General features: G+C 70.9%; 17 protein-coding genes, 1 tRNA gene and 1 pseudogene. 5 read left to right on the top strand and 14 right to left on the bottom strand.

Annotated features, from left to right (window positions below; translation table 11 throughout):
• Positions 1–220: 220 nt before the first annotated feature.
• From STSP_RS13085 to STSP_RS13055, 7 genes are all read right to left on the bottom strand, one after another.
• Positions 221–1,957 (bottom strand): BCCT family transporter, encoded by a 1,737-nt coding sequence (locus tag STSP_RS13085; RefSeq protein WP_067276400.1) that lies wholly within the window; start codon positions 1,955–1,957, stop codon positions 221–223.
• Between the two features lie 267 nt (positions 1,958–2,224).
• Positions 2,225–3,283 carry a chorismate-binding protein gene (locus STSP_RS13080; protein ID WP_067276392.1) on the bottom strand — a complete coding sequence of 353 codons (1,059 nt, stop codon included), beginning with the start codon at positions 3,281–3,283 and terminating at the stop codon, positions 2,225–2,227.
• A gap of 69 nt (positions 3,284–3,352) precedes the next feature.
• Complete coding sequence (locus STSP_RS13075) at positions 3,353–5,656, bottom strand: FdhF/YdeP family oxidoreductase (RefSeq protein WP_067276390.1); 2,304 nt, start codon at positions 5,654–5,656, stop codon at positions 3,353–3,355.
• A 524-nt stretch (positions 5,657–6,180) separates the two neighbouring features.
• Positions 6,181–7,143, bottom strand: coding sequence for a VOC family protein (locus STSP_RS13070; protein ID WP_067276388.1), 963 nt, complete (start codon positions 7,141–7,143; stop codon positions 6,181–6,183).
• Positions 7,140–7,538 (bottom strand): carboxymuconolactone decarboxylase family protein, encoded by a 399-nt coding sequence (locus STSP_RS13065; RefSeq protein WP_067276386.1) that lies wholly within the window; start codon positions 7,536–7,538, stop codon positions 7,140–7,142. The genes STSP_RS13070 and STSP_RS13065 overlap by 4 nt, the downstream gene beginning before the upstream one ends.
• A 63-nt stretch (positions 7,539–7,601) precedes the next feature.
• Positions 7,602–8,381, bottom strand: coding sequence for a 2-keto-4-pentenoate hydratase (locus STSP_RS13060; RefSeq protein ID WP_067276384.1), 780 nt, complete (start codon positions 8,379–8,381; stop codon positions 7,602–7,604).
• A gap of 129 nt (positions 8,382–8,510) precedes the next feature.
• Complete coding sequence (locus STSP_RS13055; RefSeq protein WP_078067137.1) at positions 8,511–9,329, bottom strand: IclR family transcriptional regulator; 819 nt, start codon at positions 9,327–9,329, stop codon at positions 8,511–8,513.
• A gap of 240 nt (positions 9,330–9,569) precedes the next feature.
• On the opposite strand from STSP_RS13055, the gene STSP_RS13050 reads away from it, so the two are divergent.
• Positions 9,570–10,433: an IclR family transcriptional regulator gene (locus STSP_RS13050; RefSeq protein WP_078067136.1), complete on the top strand. Its 864-nt coding sequence runs from the start codon at positions 9,570–9,572 to the stop codon at positions 10,431–10,433.
• On the opposite strand, the gene STSP_RS13045 is transcribed toward STSP_RS13050, so the two are convergent.
• The gene (locus STSP_RS13045) at positions 10,430–11,299 is read right to left on the bottom strand and encodes a sugar phosphate isomerase/epimerase family protein (RefSeq protein WP_078067135.1); all 870 of its coding nucleotides are present in this window, start codon (positions 11,297–11,299) and stop codon (positions 10,430–10,432) included. The two genes, STSP_RS13050 and STSP_RS13045, sit on opposite strands and share 4 nt — an antisense overlap.
• Positions 11,300–11,527: 228 nt before the next feature.
• On the opposite strand from STSP_RS13045, the gene STSP_RS13040 reads away from it, so the two are divergent.
• A complete protein-coding gene (locus STSP_RS13040) occupies positions 11,528–12,955 on the top strand; it encodes an MFS transporter (protein WP_078067134.1) in 1,428 nt (475 codons plus the stop codon).
• The gene (gene aroQ / locus STSP_RS13035) at positions 12,907–13,359 is read left to right on the top strand and encodes a type II 3-dehydroquinate dehydratase (RefSeq protein WP_067276370.1); all 453 of its coding nucleotides are present in this window, start codon (positions 12,907–12,909) and stop codon (positions 13,357–13,359) included. Before STSP_RS13040 ends, aroQ begins: the two co-directional genes overlap by 49 nt.
• Positions 13,360–13,456: 97 nt before the next feature.
• Here aroQ and STSP_RS37015 read toward each other — a convergent pair.
• Together STSP_RS37015 and STSP_RS13030 are read right to left on the bottom strand one after the other, a co-directional pair.
• A pseudogene (locus STSP_RS37015) lies at positions 13,457–13,615 on the bottom strand (4-hydroxy-2-oxovalerate aldolase); the annotation flags it as partial.
• 88 nt (positions 13,616–13,703) lie between these two features.
• A tRNA-Pro gene (locus tag STSP_RS13030) sits at positions 13,704–13,777 on the bottom strand.
• Between the two features lie 259 nt (positions 13,778–14,036).
• On the opposite strand from STSP_RS13030, the gene STSP_RS13025 reads away from it, so the two are divergent.
• A complete protein-coding gene (locus STSP_RS13025) occupies positions 14,037–14,582 on the top strand; it encodes a DUF309 domain-containing protein (protein WP_067276367.1) in 546 nt (181 codons plus the stop codon).
• Positions 14,583–14,641: 59 nt separating this feature from the next.
• Positions 14,642–15,412, top strand: coding sequence for a precorrin-6A synthase (deacetylating) (gene cobF / locus STSP_RS13020; protein WP_067276610.1), 771 nt, complete (start codon positions 14,642–14,644; stop codon positions 15,410–15,412).
• 27 nt (positions 15,413–15,439) lie between these two features.
• On the opposite strand, the gene STSP_RS13015 is transcribed toward cobF, so the two are convergent.
• The 4 genes from STSP_RS13015 to STSP_RS13000 all read right to left on the bottom strand — a co-directional run bounded on the left by STSP_RS13015 (position 15,440) and on the right by STSP_RS13000 (position 19,286).
• On the bottom strand, positions 15,440–16,180 hold the full coding sequence (locus tag STSP_RS13015) for a cobalt-precorrin-6A reductase (protein WP_067276365.1): 741 nt from the start codon (positions 16,178–16,180) through the stop codon (positions 15,440–15,442).
• Positions 16,181–16,457: 277 nt separating this feature from the next.
• Positions 16,458–17,228, bottom strand: coding sequence for a sulfite exporter TauE/SafE family protein (locus tag STSP_RS13010; RefSeq protein WP_067276361.1), 771 nt, complete (start codon positions 17,226–17,228; stop codon positions 16,458–16,460).
• Between the two features lie 154 nt (positions 17,229–17,382).
• Positions 17,383–18,078, bottom strand: a complete 696-nt coding sequence (locus tag STSP_RS13005) for a type 1 glutamine amidotransferase domain-containing protein (RefSeq protein ID WP_067276359.1) — start codon at positions 18,076–18,078, stop codon at positions 17,383–17,385.
• A 161-nt stretch (positions 18,079–18,239) separates the two neighbouring features.
• Positions 18,240–19,286 carry an NAD-dependent epimerase/dehydratase family protein gene (locus STSP_RS13000; protein ID WP_067276356.1) on the bottom strand — a complete coding sequence of 349 codons (1,047 nt, stop codon included), beginning with the start codon at positions 19,284–19,286 and terminating at the stop codon, positions 18,240–18,242.
• Positions 19,287–19,330: the final 44 nt, after the last annotated feature.

Raw genomic sequence — 19,330 nt, 5'->3', positions numbered from 1 at the left:
TGTCGCTCAGATGTTGCTCATTACGGCACGCATCTCATCTATCGCAACACAGCATCGTGGAGTGCCGACCGTGGGTCAAGGAGCGCGACGGGGTTTCCCTCAGCTGGGCGGGATCGCGGCGGAACAGCGCGAACGCCCGGCGGGGCCATGGCCGCACATGTCGGTTCCACGACCCCGCCGGGCGGGTCCGCCGATCTCAGCGAGCGGAGGAGGATGTGTGCTACGTGGGTTGGGTGGACGGCTGGGGCTGCGTGGACTCCGTGCCATCGGTGGACGAGCAGGGACCGATGCGAAGTTCGAAGTCGCCGTCGTACTTCTCGTGGCCGGCGATGACGGCCGATTCGATGGCTTCCTTGCCCTTGCGCCCGCGGATGATGAGCGGGTCCTGGCGCAGATCTCGGGTCAGCGCGATACACAACCCGACCATCACCAGAGTGAAGGGGGCCGCCGCGAGAATGGTGAGGTTCTGCAGTCCAGTGAGCGCGTCGCCCTTGCCGCCGCCGATGAGCAGCATGATCGCGGCGACCGCCCCGGTCAGCACACCCCAGAACACCACCATGCCGCGGCTCGGTTCCAGGGATCCGCGCTGCGAGAGCGTCCCCATCACGATCGAGGCGGCGTCGGCTCCGGAGACGAAGAAAATGCCGACGAGGATCATCACCACAATGCTCGTCACCGTGGCGATCGGGTACTGCTGGAGCACGTCGAAGAGCTGGCCCTGGGCTGTCGCGGCGTCGCTGAGGCGGCCTTCGTCCTGCAGGTGCATCGCCGAGCCGCCGAAGATCGCGAACCACAGCAGACTGACGGTGCTCGGCACCAGGATGACCCCGCCCACGAACTGCCGGATGGTCCGGCCGCGGCTGATGCGCGCGATGAACATGCCGACGAACGGCGTCCAGGAGATCCACCAGGCCCAGTAGAAGACCGTCCAGCCGGCCAGCCAGTCTGCGACTCCCTCACCGCTCGACGCCTCGGTACGCCCTGCCATCTGGGTCAGGTCGCCGAGGAAGGCGCCGATGGAGGTGGGCAGCAGGTCGAGGATGAAGATGGTCGGCCCGACGAGGAACACGAAGACCGCCAGGGTCACCGCCAGCACCATGTTGATGTTGGACAGCCACTGGATGCCCTTGGCTATCCCGGACACCGCCGAGGCGACGAACGCCACGGTCAGCACAGCGATCACGGCGACCAGCAGGCCGGTGCCGACGGATCCCAGCCATCCCAGTCCGGTGAAGCCGCTGCCGATCTGCAGAGCGCCGAGCCCCAAAGAGGCCGCGGAGCCGAAGAGGGTGGCGAAGATGGCGAGGATGTCGATAACCCTGCCGCCCCAGCCGTTCGCCCGCTTCTCGCCGATCAACGGGGTGAACACGGCACTGATCAGCTGTCGGCGTCCGCGCCGGAAGGTGCTGTAGGCGATGGCCAGGCCCACGACCGCGTACATCGCCCACGGGTGGAGCGTCCAGTGGAACAGGGTGGTGGCCATGGCGGTCTCCATGGCCTGGGCGGCGTCGGCCGGGTCGGTGCCCGGCGGCGGCGTGGTGAAGTGTGACAGCGGTTCGCTCACGCCGTAGAACATCAGGCCGATGCCCATGCCCGCGCTGAACATCATGGCGATCCAGGAGACGGTGCGGAACTCCGGCTGCTCGCCCTCCTCGCCCAGGGTGATCCGCCCGTAACGGCTCATCGCCAGCCAGAGAGCGAAGACGACGAAGCCCGAGGCGGCGAGGACGAATGCCCAGCCGCCGTTGCGGATGGTCCCGTCCAGCAGCTTCCCGGACACACTCTCCAGCGAGTCGGTCGCCGTGGCTCCCCACACGACGAAGGCGACGGTGAGGACCGCGGCGACGCCGAAGACGACCAGGTCGGTCCGGGGGACGGCGGATGCCGCCGGGCTTCCCGGCAGATCCGCCTCGACGGTATGGCTTCGGCTCCCGTTCCTTTCGCGGGTTTTGTTCATCAGCTCGTCCTTTCCGCAGACGGCAGTGGACTCTCTGTCGCGGACGACGGATGCGCGACCGAGCAAGAGGGGAAATCGTCAGGTGTTCCGCCGTGACAAAATGGACACACCGGACCGGGTGGGAGATCGGCGAGGGGACGGGAGGCGGAGCAGCAGCCACCCGGAGACCGTTGCGAATGATGCATTTCTTTTCACTATGGGCAACAACAATCTGACTCCTCAGAAGGGCTGTCAAGGGCCCCGTCGAGAAGAGTTGCCCGACCGCGATCAACCCGTCTGCGAGTACGCAGCCGACGCCACCCCGAGCAGACGGCGCGCCTTCAGCTGGGTCTCCGCCCACTCACGCTCGGGGTCGGAGTCCCAGGTGATCCCGGCCCCCGTACCGAAGCGCATCAATGGGCCGCCGGGAGCGGTGCGGTCGACCCAGAAGGTGCGGATGCCGACCGCGAGTTCACCCGTGCCGCGGTCGGCGTCGACCCAGCCGACGCCACCGCAGTACGGTCCGCGGGGCGCCGTCTCCAGCGCCGCGATGATGCGCAGCGCGCTGGACTTGGGGGCGCCCGTGACCGACCCGGGCGGGAAGGTTCCGGCGAGCAGCTCCGGCCATCCGGCGCCTTCGGCGAGCTCGCCACGGACGGTGGACACCAGGTGCACAAGGCCGGGATGCTCCTCGACCTCGCACAGGCCGGGCACGGTCACGGAGCCGGTAGCGCAGACGCGCCCCAGGTCGTTGCGGACCAGGTCCACGATCATGACATTCTCGGCGTGGTCCTTTTCGAGGAGGTCCGCGGCGGTCCGGCCGGTGCCCTTGATAGGGCCGGACTCCACCGTACGGCCGTCGCGGCGGAGGAAGAGTTCGGGCGAGGCCGTGGCGATCTCCACACCGTGCGCGGGGAGGCGCACCGTGCCTGCGTACGGCGCCGGATTGCCGCGCGCCAGTAAAGCGGTGAGGGCGTCGACGTCCGCGCGCTCCGGGTCGGGCAACGGCGCGGACAGGACCCGGCACAGATTGGCCTGGTAGACCTCGCCGGCCGCGATGTGCTCGCGTATGCGCCGGACCCCGGCGGTGTAGGCGGCCCGGTCGAGGGAGGACGTCCAGGCGTCCGGGTCCGGGCCGCGCCAAGCGCCCGCCTGGGCGGCGGGCACGGACGCACGGCGTACGTCCCCGAAGCGCGCACAGACCAGGCGCCCCTCGAAGTCGGCGACCACGGCCCAGAAACCGGTCGAGTCCAGGGCCGCCGGATCGCTGGTCACGTCCCGGAGGTCGGTGGCGACGAGACCGCCGAAGCGGGCCAGCGGGGCGAGGTCGTATGCGGCTGCGCTCATCGGTCACCGCCTCTCGGGAAGGGAGCGGACGACCGGCGGGCTATGCACGCCCGCCGGTCACGCACTGGGCTACGCGTCGGCGGAGGCCGGTTCCAGCCGGACGACGATGGACTTCGACGTGGGGGTGTTGCTGATGGCAGCCGTGGAGTCCAGGGGTACGAGGACGTTGGTCTCCGGGAAGTAGGCGGCGCAGCAGCCTCGGGGGGTCGGGTACGGCACGACCCGGAAGGCCGGCGCCCTGCGCTCCACCCCGTCCTCGTACTCGCTGACGATGTCGACGAGGTCCCCTTCGGTCAGTCCTCGCTCGGCGAGGTCGTCGGGGTGCAGGAAGAGGACCCGGCGGCCCTGGTGGATGCCGCGGTAACGGTCGTCCAGGCCGTAGATGGTGGTGTTGTACTGGTCGTGGGAACGGAGCGTCTGCAGCAGCAGCCGACCCGGCGGGACGTGGGGCCTGTCCAGCAGGTTGACGGTGAAGTTGGCCAGGCCGGTGGCGGTCGTGAAGCGTCGCTCGTCGCGAGGCGGGTGGGGCAGGGCGAAGCCGCCCGGCTGCCGTACCCGGGTGTTGAAGTCCTCGAAGCCGGGGATCACGCGTTCGATGCGGTCGCGGATGCGGTCGTAGTCCGACTCGAAGTCTTCCCACGGCACCTGCGGGCCTGCGTCCCCAAGGGCGGCCCGTGCCATCCGGCAGATGATCGCGACCTCGCTCAGCAGGTGCTCGGACGCGGGGGCGAGCCGCCCCTGCGAGAGGTGCACCATGCCCATGGAGTCCTCCACCGTCACCAGCTGCGGCCCGCTCGGCCGCAGGTCGGCCTCGGTTCGGCCGAGGCACGGGAGGATGAGGGCCTGCTCCCCGGCGATGACATGCGAGCGATTGAGCTTGGTCGAGATCTGGACGGTGAGGCGGCAGTTGCGCAACGCCTGCTCGGTGAGGTCGGTGTCGGGGGCCGCGGCGACGAAGTTGCCGCCCAGCGCGACGAAGACCCGCACGTCACCGTCCCGCATGGCACGGATGGTCTCCACCGCGTCGTGACCGTGATGCCGCGGGGGCGTGAACGCGAACTCGGCGCCGAGCCTGTCGAGGAACGCGCCGTCCGGCTTCTCGTAGATGCCCATCGTGCGGTCGCCCTGCACGTTGGAATGGCCGCGCACCGGGCACAGGCCGGCCCCCGGGCGGCCGAGGTTGCCGCGCAGCAGAAGGAAGTTGACGACGTCCCGGATGGTGGGCACGGAGTGCTTGTGCTGGGTGAGTCCCATCGCCCAGCAGACGACAATCTTCTCGGCAGCCAGCACCTGGCGGAACGCGGCCCGGATCTCCTCCTCGGGCAGCCCGGTGGCCTGAAGGATCTCGTCCCACGACGCCTTGCGGGCGTGCTCGGCGAACTCCTGGAAGCCATGCGTGTACCGGTCGATGAAAGCGGTGTCCAGGCAGGTGCCGGGTGCCTCGTCCTCCGCCTCCAGCAGCATGCGGTTGAAGGCTTGGAACAGCGCCTGGTCTCCGCCCAGCCTGATCTGCAGGAACTGGTCCGCCAGCCGGGTGCCGCCGCCGACGATGCCGGAGGGCCGCTGGGGGTTCTTGAACCGGAGCAGCCCGGCCTCGGGCAGGGGGTTGACCGCGATGACGCGAGCGCCCCGCTGCTTGGCCTTCTCCAGCGCGGAGAGCATGCGGGGATGGTTGGTGCCGGGGTTCTGGCCGACGACGAGGATGAGGTCGGCCTCGTAGAGGTCCTCCAGGCGGACGCTGCCCTTGCCGATGCCGATGGTCTCGGTCAGGGCCGAGCCGCTGGACTCGTGGCACATGTTGGAGCAGTCCGGCAGGTTGTTGGTGCCAAAGCCCCGGACGAAGAGCTGATAGAGGAACGCGGCCTCGTTGCTCGCCCGTCCGGAGGTGTAGAAGGCGGCCTGATCCGGGTGATCGAGTGCGGCGAGCTCGCGGGCGATCACGGCGAACGCGTCGTCCCAGGAGATCGGTCGGTAGCGGTCGCTGCCAGCCGGGCGGTACATGGGGTGGGTGAGGCGTCCCTGCTGCCCAAGCCAGTAGTCGCTGCGGGGGAGGAGATCCTCCAGGGTGTGCTCGGCGAAGAAGCCGGGGGTGACGCGGCGGACGGTGGCCTCCTCGGCCACGGCCTTGGCGCCGTTCTCACAGAACTCCGCCCGGTGTCGGTGTTCCGGCTCAGGCCAGGCACAGCCGGGACAGTCGAAGCCCTCCTTCTGATTGACCCGGAGCAGAGTGAGCAGGCTGCGGCGGGCCCCCATCTGTTCGCCGGCGTGCCGCAGCGAGGAGGTGACCGCGGGGATGCCGGCGGCGTACTCCTTCGGGGGGCCGACCCGCAGACGGGCGTCGCCGGGGTCCTCAGCAGGTGGCTTGCGAGTCATCTGTAGCGCTACTCCGCGGTGTAGGGGAATCAGAGCCGTGCCCATGGCCGTCGCTGGGCGTCGCGGTCCGTCGGACCGGAGCCGCAACCGAGGACGAGTTTGTTGCTAATGACACAACAGTATCGCAATGCGCAACGCGTCAAGGGAAGCCCGACTGACGACCTCCTGTCAAGACCCACACCGTGGTCCGACCAAACCCCACGCCGGGTCCCGCGCGGCGCCACGCCACCGCCACGGCTTCCCGGCGGTCACGTGGCGCCACCTGCTGGAGTCCGCCCCCCGGGTAGCACCCGCCAGCGCTCCAACCGCTGGCCACATACGCAGGCGGTTGGTGGAGCTCGTTCCGCCGCCCTCCACGCAACAGCCCCCACATTCCTGCTGCTTGGGACAACGTGAGCGGCAACAAGCCGGCGCTCACCTACAGGCTCGGCACAAGTGGCGACGCCGGCGGTCACCCTGACGTGCAGCCGGTCGCCCACCTCCGGCCCAACGTGCCGGCCGTCGTTGCCGATCCAAGCGCCCGCTCAGACGAGCACGGGCGTGGCGTGTCCGTGGAAGCTGGGCGGGACGTCCAGGCCCCAGGCCGTGGAACGGCCGCCGGCCTCGGTGGTCCAGCGGACCGGCTCCCAGTCGGGGGCGAAGATGTGGATGCCGCCGGAGAACACCTCGATGCGGTTGCCTCCCGGCTCAATGACGTAGAGGAAGAAGCCCTGGGTGCGCGAGTGTTTGGCCGGGCCGAATTCGATCGGCTGGCCCAGCTGGCTGAAGGTGTCGGCTGCCCGCAGGACGTCTTCGCGGTTCTCCACGGCGTACGCCAGGTGGTGCAGCCGTCCCGAAGTCGGCTCCGCTTCACGGGTGATGGCCAGATCGTGGGCCTTGTTCATCAGGCTCATCCACGCGCCCACCTCGCCCTGCCCCGGCGGGACCAGGTACTCGCGCAGCTTGAACCCGAGTGTGCGGGCCATGACCTCCCGAGTTCCGGGAACGTCCGGCGCCAGGATGTTGATGTGGTCGATGCGCTGGGCGCCGACGCCGCGGTGGATCTCCGCCTGCGGCTGATTGGGGAGGTACGGCTTCCGCGCGCCTGTCGGGTGGTACTTCTCGCTCTCGTAGTAGACCTCCATGAGCTGGCCGCTCGGCGCGCGGAACCTGTAGGCCTTGCCGTGTCCGACGTCGCCGTCGATCCACTCGCCCTCGACCCCCGCCGCACGCAATGCGGCGACGCGGCGGGCGAGCGCCTGAGGGCTGACGGCGCGCCAGCCGACGTGTCCGAGGCCCGCCTGCGCGGCGGCCGTGAGCTTGAGCGTGGTCAGTTCGGTGTCGCCCCAGCCGCGCAGGTAGGCGCTGCCGCCTTCCTCTGCGACCAGGTCGAGGCCGTAGATGTCGACGAAGAAGCGCAGGCTGTCCTCGTACACCGGGGTGAGCAGTTCGGCGTGACCGAGCTGGGCGACGTCGTAGACGGGTTCTTCCGGCAGGGCGGTGTTCATCGGGCCTTGGCCTCCAGCTCGTCGATGGCTTCCATGAGCGCCGGGCCGCGGTTGGCCGCGGACATCCCCGTGAACAGGTAGGCGAGGTCGATGACGGCCTGAAGCTGTTCGTCGGTGGCGCCGGCGCGGCGGGCCGCGACGCCGTGCAGCGCGGCGGCGTCGCTGAGCTTGCTGTGCAGGATCCCCGTCAGGACGAGCTGGACCGTGCGCTGGTCGAGGCAGTCGGGGTACATGACGAGGTTGCGCAGCCGTTCCTGGGCGAGGAGAACCTCCTCGCGGCCGGCGCCCTCGGCCGCGGCGCGTGCGAACCGGGACGCGACCCGCGGTGGTACGAAGCCGACCAGTTCCTCGTAGGACGCGAGGAATTCCTCTGGTGTGCTCGGCCGGTCTGACATGGTGTGCGGTCCTGTTCTGTTCGTGACGGCGTTGCGGGGAGTGGGGAGCGGTGACGGGTGCGGTCAGGTTCCGCTGAGCGACACCGAGCCGAGATGGCCGAAGGTCGCGGTCACCGTGGCACCCGGAGTGAGGAACACGGCGTCCGTCAGGCCGCCGGTGAGGACCAAGCTGCCCTTCTTGATGCGGTGGCCGCGCTCGCCAAGGGCGTTCGCGGCGAGGGCGAGCGCCTCACCGGGGTGTCCCTGGACATCGGCTCCGGTGGCCTTGGCGACACTCTCGCCGTCGACCGTGAGGGTGCACGGCTCGGCCGCGAGGTCGAGGGCTTCCGGTCCGACGACCATGTCACCCACCACGTACGCGGCGGCGGAAGCGTTGTCCGCGACGACATCCGGCAGGGCGAAGCTGAAGTCGACGAAGCGGGAGTCGATCACCTCCAGGCCGGCGCGGACGGACGCGACCGCGCGCATCGCCGACTCGCGCGTGACGCCAGGGCCCGCCAGGTCCTCGGCCATCTCGAAGACGATCTCCGGTTCCACCCGCGGGTGGATGAGCGAGGCGACCTCCAGCGGTTCTCCCGGGGCCAGCCGCATGCCGTTGGTCACCCATGCGGTGAGCGGCGCCGAGATTCCCATGCGGCGCTGCTTCGCCTCCGAGGTGAGGCCCAGCTTCACACCCACGACGGTCTCCGCCCGCTCCTGGACCCGGAGTTCGACCAGGCGGTCCTGCGCGGTGTAGGCGCGTGCGAGGTCGAGCTCGGGCCACTCGGTCGTGATCCGGCCCGCGGCGCGGCGTGCGGTGGCGCGGCATGTCAGTTCGCGCGCGACTCGGTCGATGTCCCACATGGTGGTGCCTTTCTCAGGGGTTGAGCAGCTTCGGGCTTGTGGAGTTCGGGGAGGGCATTCACGATCATGGACTCCATCTCCTGGGGTCCATCGCGCTGTCCGGGTCAGCGGGACACCTCGCCGGGCCGGTCAGTCAGTCGAGCTCAGCATCCGGCCCGCCGTGAGCACGGCGGTACGTACGGCAGGTGCCACCCGGTTCGGCTGGAGGCGGCCGCTCCACCCGGAGACCGAGAGCGCGGCCACCGGTTTGCGGTCCCGGTCGAGGATCGGACCGGCGACGCATGCGATGCCCGGTCCGGACTCCTCCTGCTCGCAAGCGAGTCCGTCCCGTCGTATCCGCTCCAGTTCCCGAGCCAGCGCGCGGGGCGTGGTGAGGGTGCGCGGGCCGACACGGGGCAGGCCCGACGCCACGACCTCGTCGAATGTGCGACGGGGCGCGAACGCCAGCATCGCCTTGCCGACTGCCGTCGCGTGGGCCGGGATTCGGCCGCCGACCTGGGACGGCATGTGCGGCACCTGGTCCCCGCGCACGACCTCGACGTAGACGACGTCGGCGCCGTCAAGGACCGCCAGATGGACGCTGAGCCGGGTTGCCGCCCGTAGATCGGACATCAACGGAAGGGCGACGTCCCGCAGCGCGCGTCGCCGCGGGACGTGCTGGCCCCACTCGAAGATGCGGCACCCGAGGCGCAGCGCCGCACCGTCGCGCTCGAGCAGCCCGTGCCCGACCATGTCCGCGACCAGGCGTGACGTGGTCGACTTGGGCAGACCGGACCGGCGGGAGAGCTCGGATACGCTGAGGTGCTCGGTGCGGACGCCGAAGCAGTCGAGGACCGCGGAGACGCGGGCCACGCCGTTGTCCGGCACGACGGCACCGACCCGGCGTCGACCGGGCGCGGCCGCGTCGCCCGTACTCCCACGGGCTTCGGCAATGACCGCTGGTGGCATGGAGAACCTCGCCTTCCTGGGACTCGGGCCGCGGTGTCGTGCCATGACGCTAGCCACGGCGCGCGGCAGGTCCCAGGGCCCGGCGGAATCTTCGCGCTCGCTGCGACAGCCGGGGGGCAGGTGTCCCGGCGGCTGCGACGGCCTGTCGGCTCGGGGCAGTCCAGGACCGGGCCGTCGCGGTGGCCGCAGGCCGTGCCCGCTCGGGACGCCCGATTCCAGGGTCGTGGCAGGCTGAGCCCCATGAGCGATGCCGCCCCTGGACCTCCTTCCGATCCCCGACCGCCCGCCCTCACCGGGCCGCTGGACCGGGCCCTTGCCGTGCTCCGGCACATGGCCGGTGCGCACGGCGCGACCGCGACCGAGATCGCGGAGGTCGCCGGGACGAGCCGCAGTACCGCCTACCGCCTGGCAGAGCGGCTCACCGCATGGGGTTTCCTCGCCCTCGCCGACGAGCCGGGCCGGTGGGAGATCGGGCCCGAGGCGCTCCGGCTCGGCCTGTCCGTACTCAGCCGGTCACAGGTGGCACAGGCGGCACCCGAACTGGTCCGTCACCTCATGGAACTCACCCGGGAGACCTGCGGCGTGGCCATCCCGCTGCGCGACACCATGGTCTTCGTTCATCGCGAGCTCGGGCCGATGCCCAGTCCCGCGACCACCCAGCTGGGCACGACACGGCCGATTCACTGCACCGCTGTCGGCAAGGCGTGGCTTTCCGGGCTGTCCGAACCTCAACTCGCCGATGTTCTGGGGCGTTTGTGGCTGCGCGCCCATACCCCGAACACGATCACCACGGTGTCTGCGCTCGAACGCGAACTGGACCTCACCCGCCGTAGGGGCTGGGCCGTGGACGACGGAGAGCTGAGCCGGTCGACCGGGTCCTGCGCCGCCGTCGTGTTCGGTCCCGACGGACAACCGGCCGCGGCGGTGTCGGTGTGGGGGCCCCGAGCGAGGATCGTCCAGCGCATGGGACGTATCGGCCCTGTGGTGGCCAGCACTGCCGACGCGCTCACCGTCCGGCTGCGCCGGCCGGCGCAGCCGGAGCACCACCCCATGGCCGCGGAGGCCGAGGCGGGCGCGCGGGACCGCCATGTGGCCGGCGGCTAACCGATGGCCGCCGCGAGCGCGCCGAAAGCGGCCGAGGCCGCCGCCTTGGCCGGCGCGGTCTGCAGCCATGCATCGCAACTCTCCACGGCCCACGGCCCGTCGTAACCGCGTGCACGGAGCGCGTGGGCGAGGGCACCCGGCCTCAGTTCGCCCTCGCCCGGCAGGTGCCGCTCCTCACGTGCATGGCGCATGTGGTCACCGGCCACGATCCGCCCGTCGTTGAGCTGCACAGCGGCGATGCGGTCGCCCAGGAGATCGAGCGCCTCGTCATGTGTGCCGTCGCCGTTGCGGAAGTGCCAGGTGTCGACCATGAAGCCCACCCACGGCGAGGCACAGCCGTGCACCACCTCGCGCCAGGTGCGCGGATCGCCGAGCCCGGACCAGGCGAACCCCTCCACCGCGACGCGGGTGCCGAATTCACCGAACCTGTCCCCGAGTTCCCTCAGCGCCCGGGAGGCCCGTTCGGCATCGACCGGACCCGGATCCAGTGTCCCTGCCGTCACATGGTGCGGGCAGAACGCCTCGGCCAGCGCGAGCAGACGGCGTACCGATGCCCCGTCCGCCGCGCTGGTCCCCGCGGTCCCGTCCGTCCATCCGGTCAGCAACTCGATCTCCATGAGCCGGAGCCCGGAGCTGTCGAGTGCCTGCCGTACGCGGCGCAGTCCGACCGCGTCTCCGTCGTCGAAGACCGGGTCGGCGGCGTGCAACCCCACGCCGTCGAACCCGGCTGCCGCCGCCGCGGCGCAGCGAGCCGCGAAGTCATGGCGGGGAGGCTCGCCGAATCCCGCCCCGGTCAGCGTCACATGGCTCGCGATCATCATCGCCGCCCCGCCCTGCGTCGAAGGCGTCGAGCTGTTCCTGGCCATCCGGCCTCCTCTCACCTCGTCTGGCCCATCCTCGTCGCGGGCGCGGCGGGCTCCAACACCGATGACCCGCTGACCGGGTCGAACCGGGCGGGAGCACAGCCTGATCCGGTGACCGGATCACACCTTTGGACCCGGCCGTGACCGGCGTCACAGGATTCCGGGGTCTCGCCCGACGAAGCGCCTGACCCGATCCGAGCCCCCTCGGATCCGAGCCGCAAGGAGATCCCCATGTCCAGAGCCCCGGACAGCGCCACGCAGAGAGTCCAGGAACGGTCCCGGCCCCACGAGCACACCCCGCGGCGCGCCGCACTCGCGGCGTTCCTCGGCAGCATGGTCGAGTACTACGACTTCTTCATCTACGGCTCCGCGTCGGCACTGGTCTTCAGCCACGTCTTCTTCCCCGACGCCGACCCCGCCGCCGCGACCCTCGCGTCACTGTCGACCTTCGCCGTCGCCTACATCGCCCGCCCGGTGGGCGCCTTCTTCGTCGGCCACTTCGGTGACCGCATCGGCCGCAAGCGCGTCCTGGTCTTCTGCCTCACGCTGATGGGAGTGTCCACTTTCGCCATCGGCTGCCTGCCCAGCTACGACACCGCGGGCGTCGCCGCCCCCGTGCTCCTCGTCGTGTGCAGGATCGCGCAAGGTCTGTCCGCAGCGGGGGAACAGAGCGGCGCCAGCTCGATGACACTCGAGCACTCCCCGGAGGGGCATCGGGCGTTCTGGACCAGCTTCACGCTCTCCGGTACGCAGGCCGGCCTGGTCGTGGCGACGCTGGCGTTCCTGCCCATCGCGGCACTGGACAAGGAGGCCATGTACGCGTGGGGCTGGCGGGTGCCGTTCTGGGCCAGCGCGATCGTGGTGGCCTTCGCGTACTGGGTGCGCAGCCGCCTCACCGAGCCGCCGGAGTTCGCGAAGCTGCAGCGCGACGAGGAGGTGGTGAAGGTCCCCCTCGTTCCTTTCGTCCGCTACTACTGGCGCTCGTTCCTGCGCATCGTCGTGTGCCACTTGTTCGCCGTCGTGTCGACAGCGGTCACCGTCTTCGGCCTGTCCTACGCGACCGAGACCTGGTCGGTGCCGGAGTCCCGGATGCTGCTCGTCATCGCGGTCGCCAACGTGGTGGCGGTCGTGGCCATCCCGCTGTGGGCCCGGCTCGCGGACCGCGTGGGCCGCCGCCCGGTGTTCGCCTTGGGCGCCGTCGGCTGCGCCGTCTGCGTGCCCACGTTCTTCGCGGCCATCGTGACGCAGAACATCTGGCTCATCGTCGCGGCAACGGTCCTGATGTCCGGCGTCGTGTACTCCGCCCCCAACGGCATCGCCCCCACGCTGTACGCGGAGATGTTCGACGCCCGCGTCCGCTACACCGGCATGGCCGTGTCGACCCAGTTCGCCAACCTGGCCCTCGGGTTCACGCCCACCATCGCCGCGGCCCTGATGGGGACCGGAAGCGCCGGCTGGGTGCCGGTCGCCGCCCTGATCGCGGGCCTGTGCCTGCTCTCGGCGATGGCCGCCTGCGCGGGCCGCGAGACCGCCCGCATCCCCCTGGAACACCTCGGCAACCCCGAGCGCACACCGGCCACCATCCACCCACCTGTGAAGGAGACATCGGCATGCAAGAGCCACACCGGCGCATCGTGGTCCTCAACGGACCCAACCTGAACCTCCTCGGCACCCGCGAACCCGACCTGTACGGTGCCGAGTCCCTCGCCGACGTCGAGAAGCTGGTACGGGCCCGGGCCGACGAGGCCGGCTACCGGGTCGACTTCTTCCAGAGCAACCACGAGGGTGCCCTGATCGACCGCCTCCACGACGAGCGCGGCCAATGCGACGGGGTCGTCATCAACCCGGGCGGCCTCACCCACGTGTCCATTGCTCTGCGCGACGCCTTCCTCGCGACACAGACCCCACTCGCCGAGGTGCATGTCAGCAACGTGCACAAGCGTGAGCCGTTCCGGCACCACTCCTACTTCTCCGACATCGCCGAAGCCGTCTTCATCGGCGCCGGCATCCACGGATACGTGTACGGCTTCGACGCCCTGCGCAGGGTGGCCGAGCGCGCGTGACGACGCACCCGGCCCCTCTCCTTCATGCCTGGAGGAAGGGGCCGGGTGCGTGTGGCGGGCCGGCAGTGGCCTCGATGAGCGACGCCACTGCCATGGATCAGGAAGACGCCGGCTGCCCCTTGGCCACGAGGTCGAGAGCGATGTCCGTGATCATGTCTTCCTGGCCGCCGACCATGCCGCGCCGTCCGACCTCGACGAGAATCGTGCGGGTGTCCAGGCCGTATCGGGCGGCCGCCGCCTCCGCATGGCGCAGGAAGCCCCACTCGCTCCCACTCCGCTCCCAAACACGCGTTAGGGGCCATCCGAAGATGGCCCCTAACCTGCGGCTTTAACCGACATAAATGTCGGGACGACAGGATTTGAACCTGCGACCCCTTGACCCCCAGTCAAGTGCGCTACCAAGCTGCGCCACGTCCCGGTGCGCTTTCCGCGGGTGGTCCGCGTGATCGCGCAGAAAGAACATTACCTCACGTCAGAGGGTGCTCCGAAGTCGGTACGCGGGAGGCGACGATCTGCGGGTGACGAGGCCGGGTCTGCCCGCATCCGGAGGGATGGTCCGCCGGCGTCCGGAGGCCGTGAGGCGGTCTCGGCCTGACGGGCGGGTGGGGGGCCGTCTGTGGTAGGGGTGGGCCAGGTCGGGGCAGGACTGGGGCTGCGGGGCGCGCGACAATCTCCGTATGAGCACAGCACCTCGGGCCGAAGCAGGCGGCGGACGGGACCGCGACATGGAAGGCCGCGCGCGTAATGCGAGGCCGCGGGACGGTCTCGGGCGGCCCTTGCCCTACGGGGCGGAGGGGGTCGACCGGCAGCCGGAAGGGGTGACGCGCGCGCCCGGCGAGACGGTCGCCGAGGCACAGTCGCTGCTGGACGCGGGCAAGCCGTTCCACGCCCACGAGGTGTTCGAGGACGCCTGGAAGTCGGGGCCTGCGGAGGAGCGCGCGCTGTGGCGTGGGCTGGCACAGCTGGCGGTGGGGCTCACGCATGCGGCACGCGGTAACGCGACGGGCGGGGCGCGACTGCTGCGGCGCGGCGCGGCCGCCATCGAGGAGTGGCGCTCGGTCTCGGGGCGGGGATACCCGTACGGGATCGCCGTGCCGGAACTTGTTCTGTGGGCGCGGGAGTTGGCGGGCGTTGTGGAGCGGGAGGAGTCGGCCGTCGACGCGGCAGCCTGGGCGCCGCGGTTGCGCGGGGGTGAGCGCGAGGGCGAGGCGGGCCGTGAGTGACCGCCGCCGAGTGGCCGGGCGGTGCGTCGGTTGTCAGTGGCGTGGGGCAGACTCGGGGCGTGCGAAAGATTCATGTCATCGGCATCGGGGCGGGCGATCCCGACCAGTTGACCCTGCAGGCGGTCAAGGCGCTGAAGAGCACCGACGTGTTCTTCATTCTGGACAAGGGCGAGGAGAAGTCGGACCTCGTCCAGCTTCGCCGTGACATTCTCGACGCGCACATACCGGATGGGGCGTACCGCCTGGTCGAGGCGCGCGATCCGGACCGCGACCGGGCCGCCGGCGGTGCGGCCTACTCCCCCGCCGTCGGGGACTGGCGCAGCCGCCGTGCCGACATCTACGAGGATCTGATCGCCCGTGAACTGGGCGAGGACGACAGCGGCGCCTTCCTGGTGTGGGGCGACCCGGCGCTCTACGACAGCACGCTGGGCATCCTGGAGGAGATCCTGGAGCGCGGCTCGGTGAGCTTCACGTACGACGTCGTGCCGGGCATCAGCAGCGTCTCGGCGCTGGTCGCCAGGCATCGGACCGGGCTCAACAGGGTCGCCAGGCCGGTGCAGATCACCACGGGCCGCAGGCTGGCGGAGGGGTTCCCCGAAGGCGTCGACGACGTGGTGGTGATGCTGGACGCCCACCAGACGTTCGAGAAGTACGCGGGCGAAGACATCGACATCTACTGGGGCGCCTACATCGGCACGCCCGACGAGATCCTCATATCCGGCCCGCTCGGCGAGGTGGCGCCGCGCATCACGAGGGTGCGCGCGGAGGCTCGGGAGCGTAAGGGCTGGATCATGGACACGTATCTGCTCCGCAGGCGGACAAGGGAGTGAGCGGTTGCCGCACGTCTGAGTCCCGCCTCACCTGATCCCGAGGTGGGACAGGGCCGTCGCGACGTCCGGGACCACCGCTATCCCCTCCGGCGCCGGAGGCCTCCGTACGATCACGACCGGTATGCCGAGCGCCCGGGCCGCCGCGAGCTTGGGGGCCGTGGCCGCGCCGCCGCTGTCCTTGGTCACCAGGATGTCGATGCGGTGGGCGCGCATCAGTGCGGCCTCGCCGTCCGTCGTGAACGGGCCCCGGGCGAGGACGATCCGGGTGCGGCGCGGCAGAGGCGGCTCGGGCGCCTCCACCGACCGTACGAGGAAATCGAGGTCGTCCAGGTGCGCGAAGGCGGCCAGGCCCAGTCGGCCGGTCGTCAGGAAGGCGCGACGGCCTAGGCCCGGCAGCAGCGCCGCCGCTTCGGCGAGCGTCGCGGCCGCGTGCCAGCGGTCGCCCGGGCCCGCCTCCCAGCCCGGCCGGCGCAGCAGAACGGCGGGTACGCCGGCGACGGCCGCGGCGCGCGCCGCATGGGCGCTGATGGTGGCTGCGAAGGGATGCGTGGCGTCGACGACGGCGTCCACGCCGTGCTCGCGGAGCCACGTCGCCAGGCCATCGGGGCCGCCGAAGCCCCCGATGCGCACGTCGCCCGGCAGTGCGCCCGGCTGGGACACCCGCCCGGCCAGCGATGTGGTGACCCGTACGCCCGGGCGCGCCGTCAACTCGGCCGCGAGCTCGCGGGCCTCGGTCGTGCCGCCGAGGACCAGGACGTGCGCAGACATGCCGTCAAGCGTACGGGGAGGACATGGCGGGGCGGTACGCGGGATCAGCCCCGGCACGCAGACCCGGCGTCGCCCAGCACCGGACGCGCTCCGCGCCCGCAAGCACACCAGCCGGGCCCACAACCACGCTCGCCGCGCCCGCCGGCACACCAGCCGCGCCCACAAGCACATCCGCCACGCCTCCGAGCACGTCCCCACGCCTCCGAGCACGTCCGCCACGCCCGCCAGCCGCGCCCGCAACGCCACCGCGCCCGTCGCGCGAAGCCTCCGCGCGCCCTCACCGCAGCAGCAACTGCACCGCGCCCACCACGGTCGCCGCGATCACGAGCCGCTCGAAGAGACGCTGGTTGATGCGGTGGACGGCGATCTTGCCCAGGTACGCGCCGGGGATGACGAACAGCGCGAGGGCGGCGTCCAGCAGCAGCGAGTGGCCGTCGATGAGGCCGAGGCCGACGCTGAAGGGCACCTTCGAGGCGTTGACGATCAGGAAGAACCACGCCGACGTGCCCAGGAAACTCAGCTTCCGGAAGCCCGCGGAAAGAAGATACATCGACATGACCGGGCCGCCCGCGTTGGCGACCATCGTGGTGAATCCGCCGAGGACACCGTAGGAGCGGGCCTTGGCCCGGCCCGCCCGCGTCGTCACCTCTTCCGGCGCCGCCTCGGTGGCGGTGCGCCGCCGCCATACCGTGACGGCCGCCATCAGCAGCAGGATCGCACCGATCGACGTACGCACCGCCCCGTCGCCCGCCCACATGAGGAACAGCGTGCCCGCCAGCACCCCTGCGATCACCGCCGGGAACAGCCGCCACAGGGTCGGCCAGTGGGCGTGCCGACGGTACGTGCGGACGGCTAGCACGTCGCCGACCAGCAGGAGCGGCAGGAGTACCCCGGTCGAACCGCGGGCGGGCAGTACGGCGGCGAAGATGGCGAGGCTGACGGTGTTGGCGCCGCTCACCGCGGTCTTGGAGAAGCCGACGAGCGCGGCCGCCGCTGCGAGCGCGGCGAACTCCCACGGGGTGATGTGCCAGAGCGTGATCGTGTCCATGCGGAGACCGATGCTATGCCCGGCCATCCGGGCGCGTAAGGGGCGCCCGACGTGACGCCCACTACGCCTCACCGCATACCCACTACTTACGGCCCCACCTCACCGCCCCGCCGGACCGCGGACCAGCCCAGCCGGGCCCGGCCCACCGAGAGGGTCAGCCCAGCGCCTTGAGCACCTCCGCAGCCACCGGGGCCGACGACGACGGGTTCTGGCCGGTCACCAGATTGCGATCCATGATCACGAACGGGGCCCAGGGCTCCCCCTCCTGGAAGTCGGCGCCGATCTCCACGAGGCGGTCCTGCAGCAGCCATGCCGCCCTGTCCGCGAGGCCGCCCTGCGTCTCCTCCGCATTGGTGAAGGCGGTCAGCCGATAGCCGGCGAAGGGTGAGGTGCCGTCCGGGTTCCTCGCGGCCAGCAGCGCGGAGGGCCCGTGGCAGACGACGGCGAGCGGCTTGCCCGACCGCAGCGCCCTGGTCAGCAGCGCGCCCGAGTCGGCGTCGGCGGCCAGGTCCTCCATGGGGCCGTGGCCGCCGGGGATGTAGACGGCGTCGTACTCGTCGAGGTCGACGTCCTCGATCCTGACCGGCCCCTGCAGTTCGGTGAAGGACTCCAGGCCCTTCGCGATGCGCTCGGCGCCCTCCTGACCGCCGTTGAACTCGGGGGCGAGGCTGGCCTGGTCGACGGTCGGCACGATGCCGCCGGGCGTGGCGACCGTGATCTCGCGGCCCGCGTTCTTGAAGGCCTCGTAGGGGACGACGGCCTCCTCGGCCCAGAAGCCGGTCGGGTGCCGGGTGCCGTCGGCCAGCGTCCAGTGATCGGACCCGGTGACCACGAAAAGGATCTTCGCCATGAGTTCCGTCGCTCCCTGCGGTGCTCTGTTCCGCTGCCTGTCTTCCGCGCTGCCTGTCCGCTGCCTGTCTTCCGCGCTGCCTGTCCGCTACCTGTCTTCCGCGCTACCTGCGTTCTACCGTGGCGCCCCCGCGATGTCGCGCATTCCAGGCCACGCGGCGGTCACGCGGCCTTGCTCCCCGCGAGGGGAGGCGTCGGCATCCCGGCGCCCCTGCGCATACCGCGCAGCAGTTCCTCGAGGGCCTCGATCGCGGTGTGCTCGGGACGCCAGCCGAGCTCGTCCTGCGCTCGCGAGCAGTCCATCAGCGGCAGCCTGATCATCGCGTCGAACAGCTGGGGTGACGCCGGGACCAGGTGCAGTCCCCACGCCGCGGCCAGTGCGGACCTTGCCGCGCGTGTCGGCACCCGCATCACCCGGGCGTGGAACAGCTCGGCGAGCGCCATGGCGTCGAGCGGCGGTTCCGCGGCCAGGTTGAAGGCGCCCTGCACGGTACGGCTCAGGGCCAGGCGGCAGGCGTGTGCCGCGTCCTCCGTATGCAGGGCCTGGAACCGCAGGCCCGGCACGTCCGGCACGACCGGAAGCAGCTCGGGCCGGGCAAGCTGCCCGGGCATGAACCGGCCCGCGAACAGACGCCGCTGCTCGCTCGCCGACTCCTGTTTGAACATGAACGCGGGCCGCAGGCGGACCACCCGGATCGCGGGGTTCTCCGGCTCGAAGGCGTCGAGTGTCCGCTCCAGATAGGCCTTTTCACGGCAGTACGCCGCCTCGGGCCAGCCGTGCGTGGGCCAGGACTCGTCCACGGCGCCGTCCTTCGGCTTGGGCGAGTAGGCACCGACCGACGAGGCGTGGACCAGCACCGGGACACCGGCGGCCCCGACTGCCTGGAACACGCGCACGCTGCCCAGGACGTTCGTACGCCAGGTCGCCGCGGGATCGCGCGTGGGCTGGAACTGCCAGGCCAGGTGGACGACCGCGTCCGCTCCGCGGAAGTGCTGGGTGAGGTCGGTCTCCTCCTTGGCGACGTCCGCCGACGCCCACTCGGTCTTCTGGGGCGTCCAGTCGGGCACCCGGCGGGCGAGCCCGAGCACGGAGTCGATCGTCTCGTCCTCGGCGAGGCTCTGCAGCAGGCTGGTGCCCAGGTTCCCGGTGGCTCCGGTGACCACGATCCTCTTTCCGGATGTCCCGGATGTTCCGGATGTACTGCTCACGATCCGCTCCTTTCGAGGACGCCCTCATGGTCACGGTGCGTGCC

Origin of the sequence: Streptomyces jeddahensis (assembly GCF_001642995.1) — a bacterium.
Lineage (GTDB): Bacteria > Actinomycetota > Actinomycetes > Streptomycetales > Streptomycetaceae > Streptomyces > Streptomyces jeddahensis.
This window is presented reverse-complemented; position numbering and strand designations above follow the sequence as displayed.